Raw genomic sequence first — 26,083 nt, 5'->3', positions numbered from 1 at the left:
ACCATGGAACACGACACCGACCCCGTCCGCACCGTCTGGCAGCTGCCGCGCTTCCACCTCGGTGGCCGGCGCTTCATGGGGCGCATCGACCACGCCCTGGTGTGTGTGACCCGAAAGGGCGCGTACGAGACCTTCCCGCCGCCCGACCGTCCCGCGTCCGTGCGGCGGTTCGTCGCCGTGTACGAGGTGGACACGGACCCGCACGCCTTCGAGCTGACCGTGCCCCTGCCCAGCCTGGTCGACAGCTTCGAGTTCGAGGTCACGGCCGACGTCGGCTGGCGGGTCACCCACCCGGCGCTCTTCGTCCGCAGCCAGGAGCGGGACGTACCCGGCCTGCTCACCAGGGAGCTGCTGCCCCTGATGCGGGAGACCGGCCGACGTCACTCCATCGACGCGAGCGCCGAGGCGGAGCAGGCCGTGCAGCAGGCGGTGCGGGACGCGACCTCGCTGGGCCGCGCCCAGGGCCTGCACGTCACCTGCTCCATACGCCTGCGCCGCGACGCCACCGAGCGATCCCACCAGGACCGCCTGCGGACCGCACGGCACGAGGTGGAGGCCGCGAAGCCGGAGCACGAGGCGACCCTGCTCCGCGACATCTACGAGGCCGAGCGCAGGGCCGAACAGATCAGGTTCTACGAACTCACCCTGGCCAGGGGCGGTACCGCCGCGCTCGCCCTGCACCTGGCGGCGCACCCGGAGGAGACCCGGCTCGTCCTGGAGCATCTCCAGTCGGGCCAGAACAGGCTGCTGGACACCCAGGTGAACCTGATCAACCAGGCCTTGGACAGCAAGCAGCTGGAGGGCTACCAGCTCGACGAGCCCCACAAGCTCATCGCCGAGCGGATGAAGGTCATCCTGCGGACCACGGACCCGTCCGCCCCGCCCGAGGACGATGCGGAGTCGGGCACATGACCTCCTCGGACGATTCCGGCGTGCGGGCGGGCATCCAGCTGCTCGCCGATCTCCGCGGCGAGATCGCCCGCGCCGACGCCAAGGCCACCGTGCTCGTCGGCGCCCTGGGCATCTCGGGGGGCATGCTCGCCGCGCTCCTGGCCGACCGCGACTGGACCCCCGGTCGGCTTCCCGCGCCCGCGGCCGTGCTGTGGTGGGCCGGGGCGACGTCCCTGGTCGTCGCGCTGTTCGCCCTCCTGCTCGCGGTCGTGCCCCGCTACCGGAACAGCCGCTGGACGCCCGGCAGTCCGCTCACCTACTTCGGCGACGTACGACGGGCCGCAGCCGAGGGCCGGCTCACCACGGCCCTCGCGGACACCGGCCGCGACCCCGCTCGTGGCCTGCTGCTCGCCCTCTCAGAGACGAGCGGCATCGCCGCCCGCAAGCACTTCTGGATCCGGACCGGACTGTTCTCGTTCGGGTGCGCGGCGGTCCTGCTGCCCGGATCGATGCTCCTCGCCTGAACCACGCCGCTCTGTCCCCCGCACGGGAAGGAAGGCCCATGCCCATGTCCGCACCGGTCCCCGACGACGACCTCCCCCGCCGCCCCGGCCGGATCCACATAGCCGCCCGCCGGCGCGGGGCGGACCTCACCGCCCTTGGCGCGCTGGCGCTGCACCTCCCCCACGTCACCGCCAGCCTGGCCGTCGTCTTCGTCCTGTCCTACGCCCTGGGCCACCTCAGCGAGCTGCCCTGGTGGCTTCTCTTCGGCTGCTGGGTCCTGAGCGGAGCCCTGGTCTTCCACCGGCCGTGCGAACGGCTCCTGGCCCGTTGGCTGTTCGGCCTGCGCTACCCCACACCGGAGGAGGACAGGCGGCTGCGGCCCGTCTGGCGCGAGGTGACCGCCCGGGCCGGAGTGGACGCGAGCGCCTATCAACTCTGGATGGAGGAGAGCGACGAGATCAACGCCCTGGCGGCGGCCGGGCACATCGTCGGCGTCACCAGTCACTCGCTGCGGACCCTGACGCCCGCCCAGCTCGCCGGCGTCCTCGCCCACGAACTGGGGCATCACACGCGCGGCCACGCGTGGGCCTCGCTCCTGTCCCTCTGGTACGCGCTGCCAGCCCGGCTCACCTGGCGGCTGCTGCTCCGGTCGGCAACACGGCTGAACCGGCTCCCGACAGGTGCGGCCGCCGTGGTGATCGGCGTGGCCGGGGCCGTATTGATCGCGCTGGCGACCGCCACGTACGGCCTGATCTTCCTGCCCTTGGCGACGCCCTACCTGGTGGCCGCGGTCTCCCGGCGGTCCGAGCTACGGGCCGACGAGCACGCGGCGGGGCTCGGCTTCGCGCCCCAACTGATGGCCGTACTGCACCAGGAGCGCGAGCGGGAGGTCACGCCCACCGCACCGGGCCTTGCCTTCAACAAGGGCGGAATGATCGCCCGGCTGCTCGACTCCCACCCCGACGTCCACACCCGGCTGCACCGCTTGCAGGCCCATCTGGACAGCCGGCGCTGACACGCCGAAGGGCGGCCACCCCAAGGTGACCGCCCTCCGACTCAAGCGACTCGCTTACTGGTTGTACGGCCCGTAGTCGTAGTCCTCCAGCGGTACGGCCTGCCCAGAGCCCGTACCGAACGGCGAGTAGTCGATGTCGTCGTAGCCGACGGCCGAGTACATCGCGGCCTTGGCCTCCTCGGTCGGCTCGACCCGGATGTTGCGGTAGCGGGACAGACCCGTACCGGCCGGGATGAGCTTACCGATGATGACGTTCTCCTTGAGGCCGATGAGGCTGTCGGACTTGGCGTTGATCGCCGCGTCCGTCAGGACTCGGGTCGTCTCCTGGAAGGAGGCGGCCGACAGCCAGGATTCCGTCGCCAGCGAGGCCTTGGTGATACCCATCAGCTGCGGACGACCGGAGGCCGGGTGACCGCCCTCCTGGACCACACGACGGTTCTCGGTCTCGAACTTCGAGCGCTCGACCAGCTCGCCGGGCAGCAGCTCGGCGTCGCCGGACTCGATGATCGTCACGCGGCGGAGCATCTGCCGGATGATGATCTCGATGTGCTTGTCGTGGATCGACACACCCTGCGAGTTGTAGACCTTCTGGACCTCGCCGACCAGGTGGACCTGGACGGCACGCTGACCCAGGATGCGCAGCACGTCGTGCGGGTTGGTGGCACCCACGGTGAGCTTCTGGCCCACCTCGACGTGCTCGCCCTCGCTGACGAGGAGACGGGCACGCTTCGAGATCGGGAACGCCGTCTCGTCGCTGCCGTCGTCCGGGGTGACGACGAGCTTCTTGGTCTTCTCGGTCTCCTCGATCCGCACGCGGCCGGAGGCCTCGGAGATCGGGGCGACACCCTTCGGGGTACGGGCCTCGAAGAGCTCGACGACACGCGGCAGACCCTGGGTGATGTCGTCACCGGCCACACCACCGGTGTGGAAGGTACGCATCGTCAGCTGGGTGCCGGGCTCACCGATGGACTGGGCGGCGATGATGCCGACCGCCTCACCGATGTCGACCAGCTTGCCGGTGGCCAGCGAACGGCCGTAGCACATGGCGCAGGTGCCGACGTGCGACTCGCAGGTCAGGATCGAGCGGGTCTTGACCTCCTCGACACCGTGGTGCACGAGCTGGTCGATGAGCACGTCGCCCAGGTCCACGTTGGCCGGCGCGATCACCTTGCCGTCGATGACGACGTCCTGGGCGAGCATGCGGGCGTAGACGCTGGTCTCGACGTCCTCGGCCTTGCGCAGGACACCGGTCTCGTCCTTCGAGGCGATCCGCAGCTTCAGACCGCGCTCGGTGCCGCAGTCCTCCTCGCGGATGATGACGTCCTGGGAGACGTCGACCAGACGACGGGTGAGGTAACCCGAGTCGGCGGTACGCAGAGCGGTGTCCGCCAGACCCTTACGGGCACCGTGCGTGGAGATGAAGTACTCCAGCACGGACAGACCCTCACGGAACGACGCCTTGATCGGGCGCGGGATCGTCTCGTTCTTCGCGTTCGACACCAGACCACGCATACCGGCGATCTGACGCATCTGCATCATGTTGCCTCGTGCACCCGAGTTCACCATCATGAAGATCGGGTTGGTCTTCGGGAAGTTGTCGTTCATCGCCTCGGCGACCTCGTTGGTCGCCTTGGTCCAGATCGCGATGAGCTCCTGCGTGCGCTCGTCCTTGGTGATCAGACCGCGCTCGTACTGCTTCTGGACCTTCTCGTCCTGCGCCTCGTAGCCCTTGACGATCTCCTTCTTCGCCTCGGGAACGACGACGTCGGAGATGGCCACGGTGACGCCGGAGCGGGTCGCCCAGAAGAAGCCGGCCGCCTTCAGGTTGTCGAGCGTCGCCGCCACGATGACCTTGGGGTAGCGCTCGGCGAGGTCGTTGACGATCTCGGAGAGCTGCTTCTTGCCGACCTCGTAGTCGACGAACGGGTAGTCCTCGGGCAGCAGCTCGTTGAAGAGCGCGCGGCCCAGGGTGGTGTTCAGCCGGAAGCTGTCACCCTGCTGCCACTCGGGCTCGCCCTCCTCACGCGCCGGCGGCATCCAGCCACGCGGCGGGATGGTGCCGACCGGGAAGCGGACGTCGATCTTCGACTGGAGCGACAGCTCGCCCGCGTCGAAGGCCATGATCGCCTCGGCGACCGAGGCGAAGGAACGGCCCTCGCCCTTGAGGTCGCGCATCTCGCCGTCGGTGGTGAGGAAGAACAGACCGAGGACCATGTCCTGGGTCGGCATCGTCACCGGACGGCCGTCGGCGGGCTTGAGGATGTTGTTCGAGGACAGCATCAGGATGCGGGCCTCGGCCTGCGCCTCCGCGGAGAGCGGCAGGTGGACGGCCATCTGGTCACCGTCGAAGTCCGCGTTGAACGCGGTGCAGACGAGCGGGTGGATCTGGATGGCCTTGCCCTCGACCAGCTGCGGCTCGAAGGCCTGGATGCCGAGGCGGTGCAGCGTGGGCGCACGGTTCAGCAGAACCGGGTGCTCCGCGATGACCTCTTCCAGCACGTCGTACACGACCGTGCGGCCGCGCTCGACCATGCGCTTGGCGCTCTTGATGTTCTGCGCGTGGTTCAGGTCGACCAGGCGCTTCATCACGAACGGCTTGAAGAGCTCCAGCGCCATCGCCTTCGGCAGACCGCACTGGTGCAGCTTCAGCTGCGGACCGACGACGATCACGGAACGCGCGGAGTAGTCCACACGCTTACCGAGCAGGTTCTGACGGAAGCGACCCTGCTTGCCCTTCAGCATGTCGCTGAGGGACTTCAGCGGGCGGTTACCGGGACCGGTGACCGGACGTCCACGACGGCCGTTGTCGAACAGCGCGTCGACGGCCTCCTGGAGCATGCGCTTCTCGTTGTTCACGATGATCTCGGGCGCACCGAGGTCGAGAAGGCGCTTCAGGCGGTTGTTCCGGTTGATCACACGGCGGTACAGGTCGTTCAGGTCGGAGGTCGCGAAGCGGCCACCGTCCAGCTGCACCATCGGGCGAAGGTCCGGCGGGATGACCGGCACGCAGTCGAGCACCATGCCCTTGGGGCTGTTGCTGGTCTGCAGGAACGCGGAGACGACCTTCAGGCGCTTGAGCGCACGGGTCTTCTTCTGGCCCTTGCCGGTACGGATGATCTCGCGGAGCTTCTCGGCCTCCTCGTCGAGGTCGAAGGACTCCAGGCGCTTCTGCAGCGCCGCGGCACCCATCGAGCCGTCGAAGTACGTGCCGAAGCGGTCACGCAGCTCGCGGTAGAGCAGCTCGTCGCCCTCGAGGTCCTGGACCTTGAGGTTCTTGAAGCGGTTCCACACCTCGTCGAGGCGGTCGATCTCGCGCTGCGCACGGTCACGCAGCTGCTTCATCTCGCGCTCGGCACCCTCGCGCACCTTGCGGCGCACGTCGGCCTTGGCGCCCTCGGCCTCCAGCTCGGCCAGGTCGGTCTCGAGCTTCTTGGCGCGGGCCTCCAGGTCGGCGTCGCGGCGCTGCTCGACCTGCTGGCGCTCGACGGAGACGTGGGCCTCCAGCGAGGGCAGGTCGCGCGTACGGCGCTCCTCGTCGACGTACGTGATCATGTACGCCGCGAAGTAGATGACCTTCTCGAGGTCCTTGGGAGCCAGGTCGAGCAGGTAGCCCAGACGCGACGGGACGCCCTTGAAGTACCAGATGTGCGTGACGGGCGCGGCCAGCTCGATGTGGCCCATCCGCTCACGACGCACCTTGGCGCGGGTGACCTCGACGCCACAGCGCTCACAGATGATGCCCTTGAAGCGGACACGCTTGTACTTGCCGCAGTAGCACTCCCAGTCCCGGGTCGGACCGAAGATCTTCTCGCAGAAGAGTCCGTCCTTTTCGGGCTTGAGCGTGCGGTAGTTGATCGTCTCGGGCTTCTTGACCTCGCCGTGGCTCCACTGACGGATGTCGTCAGCGGTAGCCAGACCGATCCGGAGCTCGTCGAAGAAGTTGACGTCGAGCACTATGCGTCAATCCCTCTCAGGGTTGTAAGTCATGGGGTCTGATACGGGGGTCCTGGGGCCGGAGGCCTTCATCGCGAAGGCCTCCGAACTCCCGTCAGACCTCTTCGACGCTGCTCGGCTCGCGCCGGGACAGGTCGATGCCAAGCTCCTCCGCAGCGCGGAAGACGTCCTCGTCGGTGTCGCGCATCTCGATGGACATGCCGTCCGAGGACAGCACCTCCACGTTGAGGCACAGGGACTGCATCTCCTTGATGAGCACCTTGAAGGACTCGGGGATGCCGGGCTCGGGAATGTTCTCGCCCTTGACGATGGCCTCGTAGACCTTCACGCGGCCGGTGACGTCGTCGGACTTGATGGTCAGCAGCTCCTGGAGGGCGTACGCGGCGCCGTAAGCCTCCAGCGCCCACACCTCCATCTCACCGAAGCGCTGGCCACCGAACTGGGCCTTACCACCCAGCGGCTGCTGGGTGATCATCGAGTACGGACCGGTCGAACGGGCGTGCAGCTTGTCGTCGACCAGGTGGTGCAGCTTCAGGATGTACATGTAGCCGACCGAGATCGGCTCCGGGAACGGCTCGCCGGAGCGGCCGTCGAACAGCGGCGCCTTACCGGTCGGGAGCACCATGCGCTCGCCGTCGCGGTTCGGGATCGTGTGGTTCAGCAGACCGGCGAGCTCGTCCTCGCGGGCACCGTCGAAGACCGGGGTCGCGACGTTGGTGCCGGGCTCGACCTTGTCGGCCTCGATGGCCTGGAGGCGCTGCGCCCAGTCGTCCGCGAGGCCGGAGACGTCCCAGCCGCGGCTGGCGAGCCAGCCGAGGTGGATCTCCAGGACCTGACCCGGGTTCATTCGGGACGGCACACCGAGCGGGTTGAGGATGATGTCGACCGGGGTGCCGTCCTCCAGGAACGGCATGTCCTCGATCGGCAGGATCTTCGAGATGACGCCCTTGTTGCCGTGGCGGCCGGCGAGCTTGTCACCGTCGGTGATCTTGCGCTTCTGCGCGACGTACACGCGCACCAGCTGGTTCACACCGGGGGGAAGCTCGTCGCCCTCCTCGCGGTCGAAGACGCGGACGCCGATGACCTTGCCGATCTCACCGTGCGGCACCTTCAGCGAGGTGTCACGGACCTCACGGGCCTTCTCACCGAAGATCGCGCGCAGCAGGCGCTCCTCCGGCGTCAGCTCGGTCTCGCCCTTGGGCGTGACCTTGCCGACGAGGATGTCGCCGGCGACGACCTCGGCACCGATGCGGATGATGCCGCGCTCGTCGAGGTCGGCGAGGACCTCCTCGGAGACGTTCGGGATGTCCCGGGTGATCTCCTCGGGGCCGAGCTTGGTGTCACGGGCGTCGACCTCGTGCTCCTCGATGTGGATCGAGGAGAGGACGTCGTCCTGCACGAGGCGCTGCGACAGGATGATCGCGTCCTCGTAGTTGTGACCCTCCCACGGCATGAACGCCACGAGCAGGTTCTTGCCCAGCGCCATCTCACCGTGCTGGGTGGCCGGACCGTCGGCGAGGATCTGGCCCTCGATGATCCGGTCGCCCTCGTTGACGATGACCTTCTGGTTGACCGAGGTGCCCTGGTTGGAGCGGGCGAACTTGGCCAGGCGGTACGTGATGTACGTGCCGTCGTCGTTGGCGGTGGTGATGTAGTCCGCGGAGACCTCCTGGACCACACCCGGCTTCTCGGCCTTGACCACGTCGCCGGCGTCGGCGGCGGAGCGGTACTCCATGCCGGTGCCGACGAGCGGGGCCTCGGACTTAATCAGCGGCACGGCCTGACGCATCATGTTCGCGCCCATGAGGGCACGGTTGGCGTCGTCGTGCTCGAGGAAGGGGATCATGGCCGTCGCGACCGACACCATCTGGCGCGGCGAGACGTCCATGTAGTCCACGTCTTCACCGGTGACGTAGTCGACCTCGCCGCCCTTACGGCGGACGAGCACCCGGGCCTCGGCGAAGCGGAGGTCGTCCGTCAGCGGCGCGTTGGCCTGCGCGATGACGAAGCGGTCCTCCTCGTCGGCGGTCAGGTAGTCGACGTCGTCGGTGACCTGGCCCTCGAAGACCTTGCGGTACGGGGTCTCGACGAAACCGAACGCGTTGACCCGGCCGTAGGAGGCGAGCGAGCCGATCAGACCGATGTTCGGGCCTTCGGGCGTCTCGATCGGGCACATGCGGCCGTAGTGCGAGGGGTGCACGTCACGGACCTCGAAGCCGGCCCGCTCACGGGACAGACCACCGGGACCCAGAGCCGAGAGACGCCGCTTGTGCGTCAGACCCGACAGCGGGTTGTTCTGGTCCATGAACTGCGACAGCTGGCTGGTGCCGAAGAACTCCTTGATGGAGGCGACGACCGGCCGGATGTTGATCAGGGTCTGCGGCGTGATCGCCTCGACGTCCTGAGTCGTCATCCGCTCGCGGACGACACGCTCCATACGCGCCAGACCCGTACGGACCTGGTTCTGGATGAGCTCGCCGACGCTGCGCAGACGGCGGTTGCCGAAGTGGTCGATGTCGTCGGTCTCGACGACGATCGAGGTGCCACTGTCGCCGACCGTCTCGGTCTCGCCCGCGTGCAGCTTCACCAGGTACTTGATCGTCGAGATGACGTCCTCGACGGTCAGGATGCCGGCGTCGAGCGGAGCGTCCGCGCCCAGCTTCTTGTTGACCTTGTAGCGGCCGACCTTGGCGAGGTCGTAGCGCTTGGGGTTGAAGTACAGGTTCTCAAGGAGCGTCTGCGCGGCCTCACGCGTGGGGGGCTCGCCCGGACGCAGCTTGCGGTAGATGTCGAGCAGCGCGTCGTCCTGGCCCTGGGTGTGGTCCTTCTCCAGGGTGGCGCGCATGGACTCGTACTCGCCGAACTCCTCCAGGATCTGCTCGGTCGTCCAACCGAGAGCCTTGAGCAGGACGGTGACGGACTGCTTGCGCTTGCGGTCGATGCGGACACCGACCATGTCGCGCTTGTCGATCTCCAGCTCCAGCCAGGCACCCCGGGACGGGATGACCTTGGCGGAGAAGATGTCCTTGTCGGACGTCTTGTCGATCGAGGAGTCGAAGTAGACACCGGGCGAACGGACCAGCTGCGACACCACGACACGCTCGGTGCCGTTGATGACGAAGGTGCCCTTGTTCGTCATGAGCGGGAAGTCGCCCATGAAGACGGTCTGGGACTTGATCTCGCCGGTCTCGTTGTTGGTGAACTCGGCGGTGACGAAGAGCGGGGCCGCGTACGTGAAGTCGCGCTCCTTGCACTCGTCGATCGAGTTCTTCGGCGGCTCGAAGCGGTGGTCACGGAAGGTCAGCGACATCGACCCGCTGAAGTCCTCGATCGGGGAGATCTCCTCGAAGATCTCCTCCAGACCGGACTTGGTGGGGACGTCCTGACCGCTGTCCAGAGCCTCCTCGACCCGACTCTGCCAAGCGGTGTTGCCGAGCAGCCAGTCGAAGCTCTCGGTCTGCAGCGCGAGCAGGTTCGGAACCTCGAGAGGCTCCTTGATCTTTGCAAAAGAGATGCGCAGCGGGGCAGTGCTGGCGGCGTTGTTCGTATTCGCGGTCGAGGCGTTGCGCGAGGCGGCCAAGAGGGGGTCCTTCCGAGGGCTCGGACTCACTACGCGCGTACCGGCCCCTCTCCCGTACACAGAGACAAGCAGTGTCAGTCCGGCCGAAAAGCCAGGTCAGACAGGTCTTGTCATCGATGCTCGGGCGAGGGCAGACCCCTGGTGACGGGCAGGGGACAGCTAACAGGCAGCGCAAAGGGTCAGTGTAGCCACTCGGCACACTGATGTCCAGTGCGGGTTCTGGAACCCGTGTTCACCCTCGTTGTTCCACTCCTGCGACAAGGCGCTGCCCTCAACGCACGTTGATACTGCCCTCTTCGTCGTCGATCCATGCCTCGGATACGGATCGTTGTGACGACGCGTCCTGAGAATTGCGCGCTGCGTGCGGTTCGTCAAGGCCCCCCCTGCCCGAACCGGAGCCGCCCGGAGACACAACGAAGATCACCATACCCCCCGTCACAGAGGGTGCAAGGCAACCGTGGCCGGACCCCGGGAACGCCGAAGAGCGACCACCCGGATGGATGATCGCTCTTCCGCGCTTACGCGTTACACGCCCAGGAGGACGTGTCGTGGATCCTGGCGGATCCGAGAGGTCTTACTTGACCTCGACGGAGGCGCCGGCGCCCTTGAGGGACTCGGCGGCCTTCTCGGCGGCGTCCTTGGCGACCTTCTCGAGAACGGGCTTCGGGGCGCCGTCCACGAGGTCCTTGGCCTCCTTCAGACCCAGGGAGGTCAGCTCACGCACGACCTTGATGACCTGGATCTTCTTGTCGCCGGCACCGGTGAGGATGACGTCGAACTCGTCCTGCTCCTCGGCGGCCTCGGCGGCGGCGCCACCAGCGGCACCACCGGCGACGACGACCGGCGCGGCAGCGGCGGCGGTGACGTCGAACTTCTCCTCGAACGCCTTCACGAACTCGGAGAGCTCGATGAGGGTCATCTCTTCGAACTGGGCGAGCAGGTCGTCCTGGCTGAGCTTCGCCATGATGGCGGTCCTTCCACTAAATCGGCAGGTGCCGGATGTACATGTGAGGCGGGCGTACGTCTGGCCCGCGACGGTCTCCGCGTTCAGGCAGCGGGGACCGGGATGCGAGCCGAGTTACTCGGCACCGCCCTGCTCGTCCTGCTTGGCACGGAGCGCGTCCACGGTGCGGACGAGCTTCGACGGCAGCGCCTGGAAGACAGAGGCAGCCTGGGACTGCTTGCCCTTCATGGCACCGGCCAGCTTGGAGAGCAGAACCTCGCGGGACTCGAGGTCCGCAAGCTTCTTGATCTCGTCGGCGGACAGCGCCTTGCCGTCAAGGACACCGCCCTTGATGACGAGGTTCGGGTTGTCCTTGGCGAAGTCGCGGAGACCCTTCGCCGCCTCGACCGGGTCACCGGTCACGAAGGCGACGGCCGACGAACCCGTGAAGAGGTCGTCGATCGTGTTGATCCCGGCCTCATTGGCCGCAATCTTGGTCAGCGTGTTCTTCGCCACACGGTAGTTAGCGTTCTCACCGAGTGAACGACGCAGCTGCTGCAGCTGCGCCACGGTGAGACCGGTGTACGCGGTAACGACGGCACCGTTGGAGTTGCGGAACTTGTCCCGCATCTCCTCGACGGCATCGACCTTGTCAGGCCTCGCCATGAGCCTCGGCCTCCTTCCGGGTGATTCGGACCGCGCGGACCCGAAGGAGGACTGGGGAAAACGAAACGCCCCGGCGCAAGCGCACGGGGCGTAGCTCGACCGTTTGTCCGCTCGCACACGGCGGCGAACTCCGGGAGCTCTTCCAGTGTCACCTGCGCGGGTCGTCCGCCGTTCAGCGGATCCTTCGGCCACCGCGCCCTCTTCCGAGCACGCGGTAACGACCAGCGGTCTTTGGCTTCTACAGGAGGGTACGGGAACGGATCGCCGTCAAGCAAATCCGCCCGTACGCCGGATCGGTGCGGGGCGGATCAGCCCTGCTCCAGCTCCTTGAACATGCCGGCGAGGTCCGCGACCTCCTTGGCGGGCGGCGCCTTGACGTCCACCGGCTTGTTGTAGTCGAGGAAGGTGATGGTCATGTCGAGCGGACCCTTGTCGGCCTCGCCCTTCATGCGGAACTGCTTGGTGTGGTCGTCGCCGTCGATCCACATGTCCATCGTGAGCTTGTCGGCGCCGAGCTTCTCGTACTGCTTGATGCTCTTCTCGCGCTGCTTGCGGGTGTCCGCCTTGGCGTCCTTGAGCGAGGCGCGCAGGTCGGCGAGGGTGACCGTGCCCGAGTAGTGGGTCGTCTCGACGCCGTCGACCTTCTCGGAGCCGACCTTCTTCACGTCCTTGGCGCCCGTGAGGAAGGCGGACTCGGCCGCCGGGTTCTGCTCGGCCTGGCTCGTGCTGCTGCCCATCTGGTCCAGTTCCTTGCCCGCCTCGGACCCGGACAGGTCGAACTTGAGCCACTTCTTGCCGTCCATCTCCTTGGCCATCTCGGCTCCCCCACCGAGATACATGGCCTTGTCGACGAGGCGGATCTCCATGGCCTCGGTGGTTCCCTTGTCGGGCGCCTCCACCTTCATGCTCATGGCGATCGTGGGCTTCAGGCGCATCGACGCCTCGCCCTTGACCCGGCCCTCACCCGGGCTCGTGCCGCTCATGCGGTACCGGAGGGACGTGATGTCCTCGGTGTTCTTCGCGGCCTTGGCGACGGCGGCCGCGGGCGTCATCTCCGGCGACTGCTCGGATCCGCAGCCGACGGCACCGGCGGCGAGAAGCAGCGCGCCCAGGCCTGCGACGGGCATGGATGTCTTCATTGATTCCCCCCAAGGAATGCAGACTTGCTTCACAGCAAGGCCGTGAGCGTACCTCAGGGGGCACAAGTGATCTAACCGAATTCACGGCAACCTCAGGGCTTACCGGCTGAACCGGCCTTCTTCCGCATCAGGTCCTCGAAGTCACCGGTGTCGGACAGCGGGGGCCGCTGGGCCCGGACCCGTACGCCGTAGTCGCGGTAGTGCGCGCTCTGGGTCATCCGGCCCGTGGTCATCCGCGCCTTCTCCACCTTCTTGACGAGGAGATTCCGCTCGTCGATCCAGATGTCGACGGTCTCGGTGGTGACGCCGGCCTCGGTCAGCTGCTTCCTCAGGCCCTCGTCGGTGACGTCCGCCGCGGCCACGGTGCCGGAGTAGTGCGTGGCGGCCCGGCCGCGCACGGTCTCCTCGCCGACCTTTCTGACGTCTTCGGAAGCCAGCAGGAGCTTCACGGACTGGTTGGGCGTGGTGGCGCGCATCTGGTCGCCGAGACGGGCCCCGGAGCCGCCGGCGAGTGCTTCGAGGTCGTCGTACGCGTACCGGATCCAGTGTCTGCCGCCGGTCTGCTCGGCGAACTTGTCGCCCATGCGCGCGTAGTAGGCGTCGGGCAGGTAGCGGGCCTCCATCGAGGTGGTGCCGAGCCGGCGCATGGTGTCGGCGATCGTGCCACCGGTGTAGGTGATGGTGAGGGTGCCGGTGATGCCGTCGCCCCAGCCGAGGGTGCCGTCGGCGGTCATGGACATCAGCGAGCCCATGGTCGTCGTGGACTCGACCCGGGCTGACTCGGCCCGTGCGGTGGCCCGTTCGGCGGAGCGCAGGGCTGCCAGGGAGGTGGAGCGCGCGGCACGGTCGTCCTTGCCGGGGCGGTCGGAGGAGTCCGTGAAGGTGCAGGCGGCCACCCCAGTCAGCGCGGTCGCCACCGCGAGCACCAGGCCCACGCGACGCACGGTCGTGCCCTGCATACGTCCCCCCGTTCGTATCCGGTTCCCGCACGTTAACCCAGGCCACCGGCGTACGTACCGGAAAAGGGAACGGGCCCCGCACCTGTGAGAGGTGCGAGGCCCGTGACCGGTTGGGCGAGCCGTCAGGCTCAGACCGCGGCCGGGTCCTCCTCGACGAGGAGGTTGCGGGTGCGGTTCGAGTCCAGCGGAATGCCGGGGCCCATCGTGGTGCTGATGGCGGCCTTCTTGATGTAACGGCCCTTGGCGGCGGACGGCTTCAGACGGAGGATCTCCTCCAGCGCCGCGCCGTAGTTCTCCACCAGCTTGGTGTCGTCGAACGACGTCTTGCCGATGATGAAGTGCAGGTTCGAGTGCTTGTCGACGCGGAACTCGATCTTGCCGCCCTTGATGTCGTTGACAGCCTTGGTGACATCGGGGGTGACGGTGCCGGTCTTCGGGTTCGGCATCAGACCACGCGGGCCGAGCACGCGGCCGAGGCGGCCGACCTTGCCCATGAGGTCCGGGGTGGCGACGACGGCGTCGAAGTCCAGACGGCCCTTCGACACCTCGTCGATCAGCTCGTCGGAGCCGACGATGTCGGCGCCCGCGGCGAGTGCGGCCTCGGCACGGTCACCGGTCGCGAAGACCAGGACCCGGGCGGTCTTACCGGTGCCGTGCGGGAGGTTCACGGTGCCACGGACCATCTGGTCGGCCTTGCGCGGGTCGACACCCAGGCGGAAGGCGACCTCGACGGTGCCGTCGAACTTCGACGTGGAGGTCTCCTTGGCGAGACGGACGGCCTCGAGCGGGGCGTAGAGCTTCTCCCGGTCGATCTTGGCGTCCGCAGCGCGAAGGGACTTGCTGCGCTTGCTCACTACTGCTCCTGTGGATTCTTAGGAGTCGTGGTCCGGGCCGAGCGGGCCCTGCCACTTCTGCTGATGGAGTTGGGGCTCAGTCCTCGACCGTGACGCCCATGGAACGGGCGGTGCCGGCGATGATCTTCGCGGCGGCGTCCAGGTCGTTGGCGTTGAGGTCGGGCATCTTGGTCGTGGCGATCTCACGGACCTGGTCACGCGTGATCTTCGCGACCTTGGTCTTGTGCGGCTCGCCCGAGCCCTTCTCGATGCCCGCGGCCTTCAGGATCATCTTGGCGGCCGGCGGGGTCTTGGTGATGAAGGTGAAGGAACGGTCCTCGTAGACCGTGATCTCCACCGGGATGACCCAGCCACGCTGCGACTCGGTCGCGGCGTTGTAGGCCTTGCAGAACTCCATGATGTTGACGCCGTGCTGGCCCAGCGCGGGGCCGACCGGCGGAGCCGGGTTGGCCGCACCGGCCTGGATCTGGAGCTTGATGAGCCCCGTGACCTTCTTCTTCTTGGGAGGCATTGCTCTCTCCGGGTCCTAGTGAGAGTTTTCCAGCCTCCGAACCGGATCATCCGGCTGGAGGCATACCGCACAACGATAACGGGTATCCATGTGCGGCTAAAAACCGAGCAGGTCAGACGGGCTCCAGGAGCCCGTCTGACCTGCTCGGAAGCTGGTGTCCGCTAGTTCTTCTGGATCTGGTCGAAGGAGAGCTCGACCGGCGTCTCGCGGCCGAAGATCTCGACGAGGCCCTTGACCTTCTTCGAGTCCGGGTTGATCTCGTTGATGGTCGCCTGCAGCGTGGCGAACGGGCCGTCGGTGACGGTGACCGAGTCGCCGACCTCGAAGTCCAGCACCTGGACCTCGACCTTGCGGGCCGGAGCCGGCTTGCCCTCGGCCTCGGCGGCCTCGCGGGCGGCCTTCTCCTCGGCCTCGGGGGCGAGCATCTTGACGATCTCGTCCAGGGTCAGCGGGTACGGGTCGTAGGCGTTGCCCACGAAGCCGGTGACGCCGGGTGTGTTGCGGACGACGCCCCAGGACTCGTTCGTCAGGTCCATGCGGACGAGAACGTAGCCCGGGAGCTTGTTCTGCTTGATCGTCTTGCGCTCGCCGTTCTTGATCTGCGCGACCTCTTCCTGCGGCACCTCGGCCTGGAAGATGAAGTCCTCGACGTTCAGCGAGACGGCGCGCTGCTCGAGGTTGGTCTTCACGCGGTTCTCGTAGCCGGCGTAGGTGTGGATGACGTACCACTCGCCGGGCAGGACCCGCAGTTCCTCGCGGAGCTTCTCGATCGGGTCGCGGTCGTCCTCGGGCTCTTCCTCGAGTTCTTCCGCGGCCTCTTCGCCGTCCTCGGACTCCGCTTCGGCGTCCTCGTCCGCGACGGCGTCGGCAGCCTCGACCTCGGCGGAGGTCTCGGTGTCCTCGCTGTCCGCGCCCTCGACGGTGTCGAGCTCGTCCTCGACGGACTCGACAGGCTCGATGGCGTCGTTCACGTTCGGGTCAGACACGGTGGCTGCTTCTTCCTGGATACATAGGGGTGGAACATGCGAAAGGAGCGCCGGGTACCTCGGCGCTCTTCGCGGGCTGCTCAGCCGAACACGTACTTGGCGGCGTTGCTGAGTCCATAGTCAATCACGGTGACCAGGCCGATCATGATGACGACAAAGATGATCACCACGGTCGTGTACGTCGTGAGCTGGTTGCGCGTCGGCCAGACGACCTTGCGCAGCTCCGCGACGATCTGGCGGTAGAAGAGGGCCAGGCGCTTCAGCGGGCCCTTCTTGCCGCGCTTGCCACCCTTGCGGGCCCTCTTGGACTCCGGCGCCTCATCCTGGGCATCAGGCATGTCGATGGAGCCCACGGCGTCCGTCACTCGTCCTCACCTGATTCCGGGTCGTGGCCGTGCCGCGCCCGGTCTGAGCCGCACGGCGGTGCATTGCTGTACGTACATGCGCACACATCCTGGCGAAGGTGTGTGTAGCAGGGCCGGAGGGACTTGAACCCCCAACCGCTGGTTTTGGAGACCAGTGCTCTACCAATTGAGCTACGACCCTTTGTGTGTCCCCCAACGTACCGCATCCATCCGGATGCTTGGTGTGCACCGAACGGGCGCGGCCTGCTGAAGGCCAACGAGGTGAGAGTGTACGTGCTCCGCGGCCGGTCGTCGAACAGAAAGGGCCCGCGGGAGGCCTTGTTGGCGCAAGATCGCCCCCGGGACAGGAAGCCGGCGGCGGGCCTCAGGCTGAAGATCGCCCAGGCCGGGCGGCCGATCCGTACTGTTGTTCAGGGGTTTGCCCGACGTTGTTCAGTCTGTGAAACCCCCGTGCCGCGAGCGTTTCCGGTCTGAAACGATGGGGCCCATGAGCCCTGCAACCCCTCCCACCGAGCGCCGGGTCTCCGCCCGAGTCGGCGCGATCTCCGAGTCCGCCACCCTCGCCGTGGACGCCAAGGCCAAGGCACTCAAGGCCGCCGGGCGGCCGGTGATCGGCTTCGGCGCCGGTGAGCCCGACTTCCCGACCCCGGACTACATCGTCGAGGCCGCGATCGAGGCCTGCAAGAACCCGAAGTTCCACCGCTACACGCCGGCCGGCGGTCTGCCCGAGCTGAAGGCCGCGATCGCCGCGAAGACCCTGCGCGACTCGGGCTACGAGGTCGACGCGTCGCAGATCCTCGTCACCAACGGTGGCAAGCAGGCCATCTACGAGGCCTTCGCCGCGATCCTCGACCCGGGCGACGAGGTCATCGTGCCCGCGCCGTACTGGACGACGTACCCGGAGTCGATCCGGCTGGCCGGGGGTGTCCCGGTGGAGGTCGTCGCCGACGAGACCACCGGCTACCGGGTGTCCGTGGAGCAGCTGGAGGCGGCCCGTACGGAGAAGACCAAGGTGGTCCTCTTCGTGTCGCCCTCCAACCCGACGGGCGCGGTGTACAGCGAGACCGAGACCGAGGCGATCGGCCGCTGGGCCGCCGAGCACGGCCTGTGGGTGCTGACCGACGAGATCTACGAGCACCTGGTCTACGGCGACGCGTCCGCCGTGTCGCTGCCGGCCGTGGTGCCCGAGCTGCGCGACAAGTGCGTCGTGGTCAACGGTGTCGCGAAGACGTACGCGATGACCGGCTGGCGGGTGGGGTGGATCATCGGCCCGAAGGACGTGGTCAAGGCCGCGACGAACCTGCAGTCCCACGCCACGTCGAACGTGTCCAACGTGGCGCAGATCGCGGCGCTGGCCGCCGTCTCCGGCGACCTCGACGCGGTCGCCACGATGCGTGAGGCCTTCGACCGGCGCCGCAAGACCATCGTGCGGATGCTGAACGAGATCGACGGCGTGGTGTGCCCGGAGCCGGAGGGCGCGTTCTACGCGTACCCGTCGGTGAAGGGTCTGGTCGGCAAGGAGATCCGCGGGCGCCGGCCCAAGGACACGGTCGAGCTGGCCGCGCTGATCCTGGAGGAGTCCGAGGTCGCGGTGGTGCCCGGCGAGGCGTTCGGCACGCCCGGGTACCTGCGGCTGTCGTACGCGCTGGGTGACGAGGATCTCGTCGAGGGCGTGAGCCGGATCCAGAAGCTGCTGGCGGAGGCCAGGGACTGAGACCAGCCCCTCACGTGAGTGGCTGGTAGCGGGCCGTTCCCCTTGTGCCGGGGAGCGGCCCGCTTTCTCGTGTGCGCGTGTTGTCGCGAGGGCGTGCGAGCAAGACCACGTTCGGGGAAAACGCTGTCGGGACGGCTGAGGCATACGGCAGGATCTTGGGATGGAGCGTGTACGTGATGTCTCTGAACTGCCGAAGGCCCATCTGCACCTGCACTTCACCGGATCGATGCGGCCCTCGACCGTGCTGGAACTGGCCGACAAGTACGGGGTGCGACTGCCCGACGCGCTGAGCGAGGCGCTGATCAGCGGGGAGCCGCCGAGACTGCGGGCGACGGACGAGCGGGGCTGGTTCCGCTTTCAGCGGCTGTACGACGCGGCGCGCTCGTGCCTGCGGGAGCCGGAGGACATCCAGCGGCTGGTGCGGGAGGCCGCGGAGGAGGATCTGCGGGACGGCTCGGGGTGGCTGGAGATCCAGGTCGACCCGACGTCGTACGCACCGCTGCTGGGGGGTCTGATCCCGGCGCTGGAGGTCATCCTCGACGCGGTGGAGACGACATCGCGTGACACGGGGCTCGGTATGCGGGTGCTGGTCGCGGCGAACCGGATGAAGCACCCGCTGGACGCGCGCACCCTGGCCCGGCTGGCGGTGCGGTACGCGGACCGGGGCGTGGTCGGCTTCGGGCTCTCCAACGACGAACGCCGGGGGATGGCACGGGACTTCGACCGGGCGTTCGGCATCGCGCGGGAGGCAGGGCTGCTGTCGGCGCCGCACGGGGGCGAGCTGACGGGGCCGTCGTCGGTACGGGACTGCCTGGACGACCTGGGTGCGAACCGGATCGGGCACGGGGTCCGGGCGGCGGAGGACCCGCGGCTGCTGAAGCGTCTGGCCGACCGGGGTGTGACGTGTGAGGTGTGCCCGGCGTCGAACGTGGCGCTCGGTGTCTACGAGAAGCCGGAGGACGTCCCCCTGCGGACTCTGTTCGAGGCGGGTGTCCCGATGGCTCTGGGCGCGGACGACCCGCTGTTGTTCGGCTCCCGGCTGGCGGCGCAGTACGAGATCGCGCGGCAGCATCACGGCTTCACGGACGCGGAGCTGGCGGAGGTGGCCCGGCAGTCGGTGCGGGGGTCGGCGGCACCGGGGGATGTGAAGGAGAAGCTGCTGGCCGGTGTGGACAGCTGGCTGCTGTCCTAGCACCCGGCCGCTCCTACCGGAGGCTGACCCCGACCGTCACCGGCTCGTTGACCAGCGTGATGCCGAAGGCCTCGTGGACACCGGCCACGACTTCGCGGGCCAGGGCGAGGAGGTCCTCCGTGGTCGCGCTCCCCCGGTTGGTGAGGGCCAGGGTGTGCTTCGTGGAGATGCGGGCGGGGCCGTCGCCGTAGCCCTTGGTGAAGCCCGCCTTGTCGATCAGCCAGGCGGCGGAGGTCTTGGTGTGGCCCTCCCCCGCCGGGTAGGCGGGCGGCTCGGCGTCGTCGCCCAGGCGCTGCTTCACGCGCGCGCGGAACGTCGCGAAGTCGGTGTCCGTGAGGATCGGGTTGGTGAAGAAGGAGCCGGCCGACCAGGTGTCGTGGTCGTCGGCGTCCAGGACCATGCCCTTGCCGGCGCGCAGCTTGAGCACCGTGTCCCGCGCCTGCGCGAGCGGGACGCGGTCGCCCGCTTCGACGCCGAGGGCGCGGGCCGTCTCGGCGTACCTGAGGGGGGCGGAGAGGCCGCCCGCGTCCTCCAGGGCGAAGCGCACGCGCAGCACCACGAATCGCTCCGGGTCGGACTTGAAGCGGCTGTGGCGGTAGGAGAAGGCGCAGTCCTCGTTGGCCAGGGTGACGGTCTCGCCGGTCCGGCGGTCGTACGCGACGACCTCGGTGATCGTCGAGGAGACCTCCTGGCCGTACGCCCCGACGTTCTGGATGGGAGTCGCGCCCGCCGAGCCCGGGATGCCGGCCAGGCACTCGATGCCCGCGAGGCCCGCCTCCACCGTGCGGGCGACGGCGTCGGTCCACACCTCGCCGGCGGCCAGCTCCAGCCGGGTGCCGTCGAGGGCGAAGCCCTGGGTGGCGATGACGAGGGCGGTGCCCTCGAAGCCCTTGTCACCGATGACCAGGTTCGAGCCGCCGCCGATGAGCAGCAGGGGGGTGCCCGCCTCGTCGGCTTGGCGGACGGCGGCGATCACCTCGTCGTCCGTCGTCGCGGTGATCAGCCGGGTCGCGGGACCGCCCAGCCGGAAGGTGGTCAGCGGGGCGAGGGGGGCGTCGTGGAGTTCCTGCACGGGCTCAAGAGTACGAGACGGCACTGACAGGCTCGGGCACGCGTGCGTGCGGCCGCCTTCGCGAGGAAGGGGGCCGCACGCGCGCGTGGCTGTCAGGACAGGCGCCGCATCGCCTCGGACCAGGAGAGCGGGAGTTCCTCGCTCTTCGCCTGCCAGGTGGTGAACGCCGCGTCCGCCATCTGCGGGGCGAGGCCCCGCGCGGCCGGCCCGTGGGCACCCGAGCGGACGAAGGCGCGGAGGGCTTCCTTCGACTCCCAGGCGGACAGCGTCCAGAAGGTCCGCTTGAAGGGCTGCGCCTTCAGGGTGGCCCCGTAGGCGCCCGGGCTCCGGCTCACCTGCCGCCAGACGGCGGGCGTACCGGCGAGGAACCTGAGCGCTCCCCACAGGGTCCGGGTCTCGAAGCGGGAGGCGAAGACGTGCACCTCGGTGCCCTGGGGCGGGGTGTTCGGGACGGTCCAGGGAAGGGTGGGCATGGCCGTTCCTCCTTCGGGTCGTCGGATCCCGGTCGTCAGATCCATGGGTGTCAGTGGGAAGCGGTCTCCAGGACGGGTGCCGGTTCGGCCGGGGCCGTCTGCTGCTCGGTGCGCCGCCGGGTGGGGATGAGCAGGGCCGCGATGCCCGCGAGGCCGACCACCGCCGAGCCCGTCACCAGGGCAGGCCGCATGCCGTCGACGAAGGTCTGGCCGGATTCGTAGCCGCCCTGGGCCGCGAAGATCGACGCCATGACGGCGATGCCGAGCGCTCCGCCCACCTCGCGCAGGGCGTTGTTCGCGCCGGAGGCGATGCCCTGCTCCTGGGGCCGGACGCTGGACATCACCAGGTGCGCGGCGGGGGCGAAGTACAGGGCCATGCCGATGCCGCTGACGATCAGGGCGGGCAGCTGGGCGGTGTAGGAGGCGTCCGCCGTGGCTACGACCGACATGTAGCCGAGGCCCAGGGCCTGCAGGAACAGACCGGCGGCGACGACCGGGCGGCCGCCGATGCGGTCGGCGAGGAGGCCGGCGATCGGGGCGACCAGCATCGGCATTCCGGTCCAGGGCAGCATCCTGAGGCCCGCCTCGGTGGGCGAGTAGCCGAGGACACCCTGCATGTACTGGCTGAGCAGGAAGATCGAGCCGAACATGCCGAGGAACATCAGCAGGCTCGCCGCGTTGATGCCAGAGAACGCCCGGGAGCGGAAGAGCCGCATCGGGAGCATGGGGTTCTTGGCGCGCGTGCTGTAGAGGACGAAGCCCGCGAGGAGTGCGGTGCCCGCGAACAGGCCCGTCAGGACCAGCGAGCCGGTCCAGCCGTCCACGGGGCCACGGACCAGGCCGTAGACGATCCCGAAGAGACCGCCGCTGGCGAGCAGCGTGCCGGGGATGTCCAGCGGGGCCCCGGTGCCGCGGGACTCGGCGAGGCGCAGCCGGGCGAGCGGCAGCAGGGCCAGGCCCAGCGGAACGTTCAGCCAGAAGATCCACTGCCAGGAGATGTGTTCGGTGAGGGTGCCGCCGACCAGCGGCCCGGAGGCGACGGCCAGTCCGTTGACGGCGCCCCAGATGCCGTACGCCATGCCCCGCTTGGCCACGGGTACGGCGGCCGTCAGCAGGGTGAGCGTCAGCGGCATCATGACGGCCGCGCCGGCGCCCTGGACCGCACGGGCGGCGATGAGGGAGTCGATGCCGGGTGCCATGGCCGCCGCGGCGGAGGCCCCGGTGAACACGGCGAGTCCCACCATGAAGAGCCGGCGGCGGCCGAAGCGGTCGCCGAGGGCCGCGCCGAACATCAGCAGGACGGCGAAGGTGAGCGTGTAGGCGCTCACGGTCCATTCCAGGTCGTGCAGGGCTCCGCCGAGGTCCTCGCGGATGGAGGGCAGGGCGGTGGTGACGACGAGGTTGTCGAGAGCCGCCATGAATCCGGCGACGCTGGTGATGACGAGGGCCCAGGCGGCTCCCCCGCGGCGTGCGGTCGGCTGTGACATCGCTCCCCCAGAGAGTGATTCGCTTGATCGATTAGTTATTGATTACTAACTTTCGAGGTCGTGAAAGGGCGCGGAATCCCCACCCTGACTTGTCAGCTGCCGGGCTCCGGCGGGGTCAGCCCCGCCCAGACCCGGTGATCGGCCGGGAATCCCATGGCCACCAGGCAGTTGATGAGCATGCCCTGGGCCAGGAAGGTCGTCGTCTCATGAGCGTCGGCGCCCAGCGGCAGGTGGATGGTGTCCCACAGCCGCATCCAGCCCGTGCGCACGGCCTCGCCGAACTCCTGGTCTCCCTCTTCCTCGGCGGCTGCCACGGCGAGGTACATCTGCATCTGCATCATCAGCCGCTCGGGCTGCTCGGAGATGGCCTCGATGTACGCGCCGCCCATGGCGTGGCGGGCCTCCTCGCCCTCCAGCCCCTCGGCAGCGTCCGCGAACATCCGGATGGTGTCCTCGACGCACCGCTCGGCAGCCGCCAGGAAGATCGCCTTCTTGCCCGGGAAGAGCCGGAAGAGATACGGCTGCGAGACGCCGACCCGCCGGGCGATCGCCTCGGTCGACGTGCCGTGGTAGCCGCCGCGGGCGAACTCGGTCATCGCCGCACGGATGACGCTCTCGCGCCTCTCCTCCGCACTCATTCTGGCCATGCAAGTAAGTTAGTACTCAATCACTAACTACGTCAAGAGGGTACCCCTGCCCTCCGTACGTGTAAGGGGCGCTCCGCAATGGAGAGCGCCCCTTACCCGTCACTTATGCTCGCCGGCTCAGGCCAGCCGTACGACCGCTCGCGACATGCCCAGAACCTTCTGTCCCGCGCTGGTCGCCGTCAGGTCCACGCGGACGGTGTTGTCGTCGAGCTTGGCCCCGACCTTGGCGGCGACCTCGATCACGGCGCCCTCGCCGTCGTTGGGGACGACGACCGGCTTGGTGAAGCGGACGCCGTACTCGACGACCGCACCCGGGTCGCCGGCCCAGTCGGTGACCACGCGGATCGCCTCGGCCATGGTGAACATGCCGTGCGCGATGACGTCCGGCAGGCCGACCTCCTTGGCGAACTTCTCGTTCCAGTGGATCGGATTGAAGTCGCCGGAGGCGCCCGCGTACTGGACGAGGTACGCGCGGGTCACGGGAAAGGTCTGCGCGGGCAGTTCGGTGCCGACCTCGACGTCGGAGTAGGAGATCTTCGCCGTCATGGGATCGCTCACGCCTCCTCGGCCGCGCGGGCCACGAGCTTGGTCCAGGCGGTCACGACGTGCTCGCCGGCCTCGTCGTGGACCTCGCCGCGGATGTCCAGGATGTCGTTGCCCGCGAGAGACTTGACGGCCTCGATGGTCGAGGTGACCGTGAGCCGGTCGCCGGCGCGGACCGGGCGGCGGTAGGCGAACTTCTGGTCGCCGTGCACCACCCGGCTGTAGTCCAGGCCGAGCTGGGGGTCCTGGACGACCTGGCCGGCGGCCTTGAAGGTGATCGAGAAGACGAAGGTCGGCGGCGCGATCACGTCGGGGTGGCCGAGCTCCTTGGCCGCCTCCGCGTCCGTGTACGCCGGGTTGGCGTCCCCGACCGCCTCGGCGAACTCACGGATCTTCTCCCGGCCCACCTCGTAGGGCGCGGTGGGCGGGTACGTCCGCCCCACGAAGGACTGGTCGAGCGCCATGGCTCGGCACCTCCTGGTTGCTCTACTGACCGGTACGGGTCATTCAACGACGCGAGGCCGCCCCCGATCACTCGGGAGCGGCCTCGTGTACGAGCCTGTTTTATCGCGTTTCGCGGTGCGCGGTGTGCGCGTTGCAACGCGGGCAGTGCTTCTTCATCTCAAGACGGTCCGGGTTGTTACGCCGGTTCTTCTTGGTGATGTAGTTCCGCTCCTTGCACTCCACGCAGGCCAGCGTGATCTTCGGGCGGACGTCGGTGGCAGCCACGTGAGTGCTCCTTGACGAACGGATGGGATGGTTTAACGCATAAAAGAGTAGCCGATCGAAGGACCGACCCCGCAATCGGCTACTGTCAGTAGCGGTGACCGGACTTGAACCGGTGACACAGCGATTATGAGCCGCTTGCTCTACCGACTGAGCTACACCGCTGTGATGCGATCGGATCCCGCCTTACGACGGGAACCTCACACACCAGAGCCCCAAAACGGAATCGAACCGTTGACCTTCTCCTTACCATGGAGACGCTCTGCCGACTGAGCTATTGGGGCGAGCGATGAAGACATTACACGGTCGGAAGCCGTTCACCCAAATCCGTTTCGGGGCACCCGCCACGGGCGCTCGGACCGTCCTGCCGACGGCCTCGCGAGCGCCTTCCCTCCCGCTTCCCTTCCGCACAGCGGGCCACACCGGTACGACTATTGCGCTCCTCCCCGCCATGGGCGGGAGGCCGTCCTAGGCTCGACTCACTCTGCGTGACCATGCGTCCTCCCGTGCGCAAGCCCGAGCCCCTGGAGCGCGATGCCCGACAGCCAGCCGCAGCCGCCACCGCCCCCGTCGTCCTCGCCGGGCCCGGCCGACCCGTCGTCGCTGCTGCTGTGCGGGGCGCGGCTCACCGACGGCCGGACCGTGGACGTACGGCTGGGCGGCGGGCACATCGAGGCGGTCGGGACGGCCGGCAGCCTGGCGGCGGGCGGCACGCGCGCGTGCGGGGCACGGGTGGACCTCGGCGGCTATCTGCTGCTGCCGGCCCCGGCCGAACCGCACGCCCACGCCGACACGGCCCTGTCGGCCGACGCCGAGGGGCCTGTCTCCGACGAGCCGCAGGACGTGCAGCGCCGGGCGACCGAGGCCGCGCTGCTCCAGCTCGGGCACGGGGCGACGGCGCTGCGGGCCCATGTGCGCGTGGGGGACGTCCAGGGGCTGGGCGCGCTGGAGGCGGTGTTGCAGGCGCGGCGGGCCCTGCGGGGGCTGGCCGAGCTGACGACGGTGGCGATGCCCCGGCTGCTGACCGGGGTGGCCGGGGCGGACGGGCTGGCGGTGCTGCGGGACGCGGTGAAGATGGGCGCCTCGGTGGTGGGCGGCCGGCCCGATCTCGACCCGGATCCGACGGGGTACGTGGAGGCGGTCCTGGAGCTGGCCGCCGAGCACGGCTGTCCCGTCGACCTGCATACGGACGCCGGGGATCCGGCGCGGCTGGCCCGGCTGGCGGCGATGGCGGGCGGGCTGCGTCCCGGCGTGACCCTGAGCCCGTGCGGCGACCTCGGACGGCTGCCCGCCGAGGTGGCCTCGCGGACCGCCGACCAGCTCGCGGCGGCCGGGGTGGCGGTGGTGTGCCTGCCGCAGGGCGGCTGCGGCGGCGTGGACCGGCGGGGAGCGGCTCCGGTACGGCTGCTGCGCGCGGCCGGGGTGCGGGTGGCCGCCGGGAGCGGGGCGCTGCGGGACGTGTCGAACCCCGTGGGGCGCGGCGACCCGCTGGAGGCGGCGTTCCTGCTGGCCTCGCGCCACGGGCTGACGCCCGAGGAGGCCTACGACACGGTGAGCGGGTCGGCGCGGGCGGTGCTGGGGCTGCCCGAGGTGCGCGTGGAGGCGGGCTTCCCGGCCGAACTGCTCGCGGTGCGCGGAGACCGGCTGGCGGGGGCGCTCTCGCTGGCGTACAGCCGGGTGGTCGTGCACCGGGGGCGTGTGGTGGCGCGGACCAGCGCGGTCCGGGAGTACTGCGATTCGGCGGCTTCGGTGGAGCTGGGGCTGCCGCGGCAGGGGCGGGGGGAGGTGTCGTAGGGCTGGGGGCCTGTCTTGGGGGCGGGGCCTGTCTTGGGGCGTGGGCCGGTGGGGCGTGGATGGGTGGC

Annotated in this window: 23 protein-coding genes and 3 tRNA genes; 6 read left to right on the top strand and 20 right to left on the bottom strand. The window is 68.7% G+C overall.

The window, feature by feature from the left end; all coding sequences use genetic code 11:
* The first annotated feature begins 3 nt into the window (after positions 1 to 3).
* From ACZ6I3_RS34880 to ACZ6I3_RS34870, 3 genes are read left to right on the top strand one after another with little or no spacing between them, the layout of a single operon-like run.
* Positions 4 to 912 carry an SPFH domain-containing protein gene (locus ACZ6I3_RS34880; protein WP_469420181.1) on the top strand — a complete coding sequence of 303 codons (909 nt, stop codon included), beginning with the start codon at positions 4 to 6 and terminating at the stop codon, positions 910 to 912.
* Positions 909 to 1,415: a Pycsar system effector family protein gene (locus tag ACZ6I3_RS34875; RefSeq protein WP_469420180.1), complete on the top strand. Its 507-nt coding sequence runs from the start codon at positions 909 to 911 to the stop codon at positions 1,413 to 1,415. The genes ACZ6I3_RS34880 and ACZ6I3_RS34875 overlap by 4 nt, the downstream gene beginning before the upstream one ends.
* 38 nt (positions 1,416 to 1,453) lie before the next feature.
* Complete coding sequence (locus tag ACZ6I3_RS34870; RefSeq protein ID WP_469420179.1) at positions 1,454 to 2,410, top strand: M48 family metalloprotease; 957 nt, start codon at positions 1,454 to 1,456, stop codon at positions 2,408 to 2,410.
* A gap of 54 nt (positions 2,411 to 2,464) precedes the next feature.
* On the opposite strand, the gene ACZ6I3_RS34865 is transcribed toward ACZ6I3_RS34870, so the two are convergent.
* The 11 genes from ACZ6I3_RS34865 to ACZ6I3_RS34815 form a co-directional block, all read right to left on the bottom strand.
* A complete protein-coding gene (locus ACZ6I3_RS34865; RefSeq protein ID WP_469420178.1) occupies positions 2,465 to 6,364 on the bottom strand; it encodes a DNA-directed RNA polymerase subunit beta' in 3,900 nt (1,299 codons plus the stop codon).
* Between the two features lie 94 nt (positions 6,365 to 6,458).
* Positions 6,459 to 9,944, bottom strand: a complete 3,486-nt coding sequence (rpoB, locus tag ACZ6I3_RS34860) for a DNA-directed RNA polymerase subunit beta (RefSeq protein ID WP_468186880.1) — start codon at positions 9,942 to 9,944, stop codon at positions 6,459 to 6,461.
* A 574-nt stretch (positions 9,945 to 10,518) separates the two neighbouring features.
* A complete protein-coding gene (rplL, locus tag ACZ6I3_RS34855; protein WP_189728713.1) occupies positions 10,519 to 10,908 on the bottom strand; it encodes a 50S ribosomal protein L7/L12 in 390 nt (129 codons plus the stop codon).
* Positions 10,909 to 11,022: 114 nt separating this feature from the next.
* The gene (gene rplJ, locus ACZ6I3_RS34850; RefSeq protein ID WP_184591473.1) at positions 11,023 to 11,553 is read right to left on the bottom strand and encodes a 50S ribosomal protein L10; all 531 of its coding nucleotides are present in this window, start codon (positions 11,551 to 11,553) and stop codon (positions 11,023 to 11,025) included.
* Positions 11,554 to 11,861: 308 nt separating this feature from the next.
* Positions 11,862 to 12,692, bottom strand: coding sequence for an SCO4651 family lipoprotein (locus tag ACZ6I3_RS34845; RefSeq protein WP_469420175.1), 831 nt, complete (start codon positions 12,690 to 12,692; stop codon positions 11,862 to 11,864).
* 92 nt (positions 12,693 to 12,784) lie between these two features.
* Complete coding sequence (locus tag ACZ6I3_RS34840) at positions 12,785 to 13,651, bottom strand: SCO4651 family lipoprotein (protein WP_469420173.1); 867 nt, start codon at positions 13,649 to 13,651, stop codon at positions 12,785 to 12,787.
* A gap of 128 nt (positions 13,652 to 13,779) precedes the next feature.
* Positions 13,780 to 14,505 carry a 50S ribosomal protein L1 gene (gene rplA / locus ACZ6I3_RS34835; protein ID WP_399018757.1) on the bottom strand — a complete coding sequence of 242 codons (726 nt, stop codon included), beginning with the start codon at positions 14,503 to 14,505 and terminating at the stop codon, positions 13,780 to 13,782.
* A gap of 76 nt (positions 14,506 to 14,581) precedes the next feature.
* Positions 14,582 to 15,016: a 50S ribosomal protein L11 gene (gene rplK / locus ACZ6I3_RS34830; protein WP_031141270.1), complete on the bottom strand. Its 435-nt coding sequence runs from the start codon at positions 15,014 to 15,016 to the stop codon at positions 14,582 to 14,584.
* A 161-nt stretch (positions 15,017 to 15,177) separates the two neighbouring features.
* Positions 15,178 to 16,002: a transcription termination/antitermination protein NusG gene (gene nusG, locus ACZ6I3_RS34825; RefSeq protein WP_469420171.1), complete on the bottom strand. Its 825-nt coding sequence runs from the start codon at positions 16,000 to 16,002 to the stop codon at positions 15,178 to 15,180.
* A gap of 80 nt (positions 16,003 to 16,082) precedes the next feature.
* Positions 16,083 to 16,367, bottom strand: a complete 285-nt coding sequence (gene secE / locus ACZ6I3_RS34820) for a preprotein translocase subunit SecE (RefSeq protein WP_469420169.1) — start codon at positions 16,365 to 16,367, stop codon at positions 16,083 to 16,085.
* A 108-nt stretch (positions 16,368 to 16,475) separates the two neighbouring features.
* A tRNA-Trp gene (locus ACZ6I3_RS34815) sits at positions 16,476 to 16,548 on the bottom strand.
* Between the two features lie 306 nt (positions 16,549 to 16,854).
* On the opposite strand from ACZ6I3_RS34815, the gene ACZ6I3_RS34810 reads away from it, so the two are divergent.
* Both ACZ6I3_RS34810 and ACZ6I3_RS34805 read left to right on the top strand, forming a co-directional pair.
* Positions 16,855 to 18,081, top strand: coding sequence for a pyridoxal phosphate-dependent aminotransferase (locus ACZ6I3_RS34810; RefSeq protein WP_469420167.1), 1,227 nt, complete (start codon positions 16,855 to 16,857; stop codon positions 18,079 to 18,081).
* 160 nt (positions 18,082 to 18,241) lie between these two features.
* Entirely contained in the window at positions 18,242 to 19,273 is a 1,032-nt protein-coding gene (locus tag ACZ6I3_RS34805) for an adenosine deaminase (RefSeq protein ID WP_469420166.1), read from the top strand.
* A 13-nt stretch (positions 19,274 to 19,286) separates the two neighbouring features.
* On the opposite strand, the gene ACZ6I3_RS34800 is transcribed toward ACZ6I3_RS34805, so the two are convergent.
* From ACZ6I3_RS34800 to ACZ6I3_RS34760, 9 genes are all read right to left on the bottom strand, one after another.
* Positions 19,287 to 20,345, bottom strand: coding sequence for a UDP-N-acetylmuramate dehydrogenase (locus ACZ6I3_RS34800; RefSeq protein ID WP_469420164.1), 1,059 nt, complete (start codon positions 20,343 to 20,345; stop codon positions 19,287 to 19,289).
* A 92-nt stretch (positions 20,346 to 20,437) separates the two neighbouring features.
* Positions 20,438 to 20,818, bottom strand: coding sequence for a DUF3291 domain-containing protein (locus ACZ6I3_RS34795; protein WP_469420162.1), 381 nt, complete (start codon positions 20,816 to 20,818; stop codon positions 20,438 to 20,440).
* Between the two features lie 50 nt (positions 20,819 to 20,868).
* Complete coding sequence (locus ACZ6I3_RS34790) at positions 20,869 to 22,305, bottom strand: MFS transporter (RefSeq protein ID WP_469420160.1); 1,437 nt, start codon at positions 22,303 to 22,305, stop codon at positions 20,869 to 20,871.
* A gap of 92 nt (positions 22,306 to 22,397) precedes the next feature.
* The gene (locus ACZ6I3_RS34785) at positions 22,398 to 22,952 is read right to left on the bottom strand and encodes a TetR/AcrR family transcriptional regulator (protein ID WP_469420159.1); all 555 of its coding nucleotides are present in this window, start codon (positions 22,950 to 22,952) and stop codon (positions 22,398 to 22,400) included.
* A gap of 117 nt (positions 22,953 to 23,069) precedes the next feature.
* Positions 23,070 to 23,498 carry a MaoC family dehydratase gene (locus ACZ6I3_RS34780; RefSeq protein WP_469420217.1) on the bottom strand — a complete coding sequence of 143 codons (429 nt, stop codon included), beginning with the start codon at positions 23,496 to 23,498 and terminating at the stop codon, positions 23,070 to 23,072.
* Between the two features lie 8 nt (positions 23,499 to 23,506).
* Positions 23,507 to 23,959: a MaoC family dehydratase N-terminal domain-containing protein gene (locus ACZ6I3_RS34775; RefSeq protein ID WP_215119497.1), complete on the bottom strand. Its 453-nt coding sequence runs from the start codon at positions 23,957 to 23,959 to the stop codon at positions 23,507 to 23,509.
* A 100-nt stretch (positions 23,960 to 24,059) separates the two neighbouring features.
* On the bottom strand, positions 24,060 to 24,224 hold the full coding sequence (gene rpmG, locus ACZ6I3_RS34770; RefSeq protein WP_003948671.1) for a 50S ribosomal protein L33: 165 nt from the start codon (positions 24,222 to 24,224) through the stop codon (positions 24,060 to 24,062).
* An 89-nt stretch (positions 24,225 to 24,313) separates the two neighbouring features.
* A tRNA-Met gene (locus ACZ6I3_RS34765) sits at positions 24,314 to 24,386 on the bottom strand.
* Positions 24,387 to 24,432: 46 nt separating this feature from the next.
* A tRNA-Thr gene (locus ACZ6I3_RS34760) sits at positions 24,433 to 24,505 on the bottom strand.
* 250 nt (positions 24,506 to 24,755) lie between these two features.
* On the opposite strand from ACZ6I3_RS34760, the gene ACZ6I3_RS34755 reads away from it, so the two are divergent.
* Positions 24,756 to 26,015 carry an amidohydrolase family protein gene (locus ACZ6I3_RS34755; RefSeq protein WP_469420158.1) on the top strand — a complete coding sequence of 420 codons (1,260 nt, stop codon included), beginning with the start codon at positions 24,756 to 24,758 and terminating at the stop codon, positions 26,013 to 26,015.
* The last annotated feature ends 68 nt before the right edge of the window (positions 26,016 to 26,083 follow it).

It is taken from the genome of Streptomyces sp. NPDC041940 (assembly GCF_055589465.1).
The sequence above is the reverse complement of the archived record's forward strand: the minus strand, read 5'-3'. Positions and strand labels throughout refer to the sequence as shown.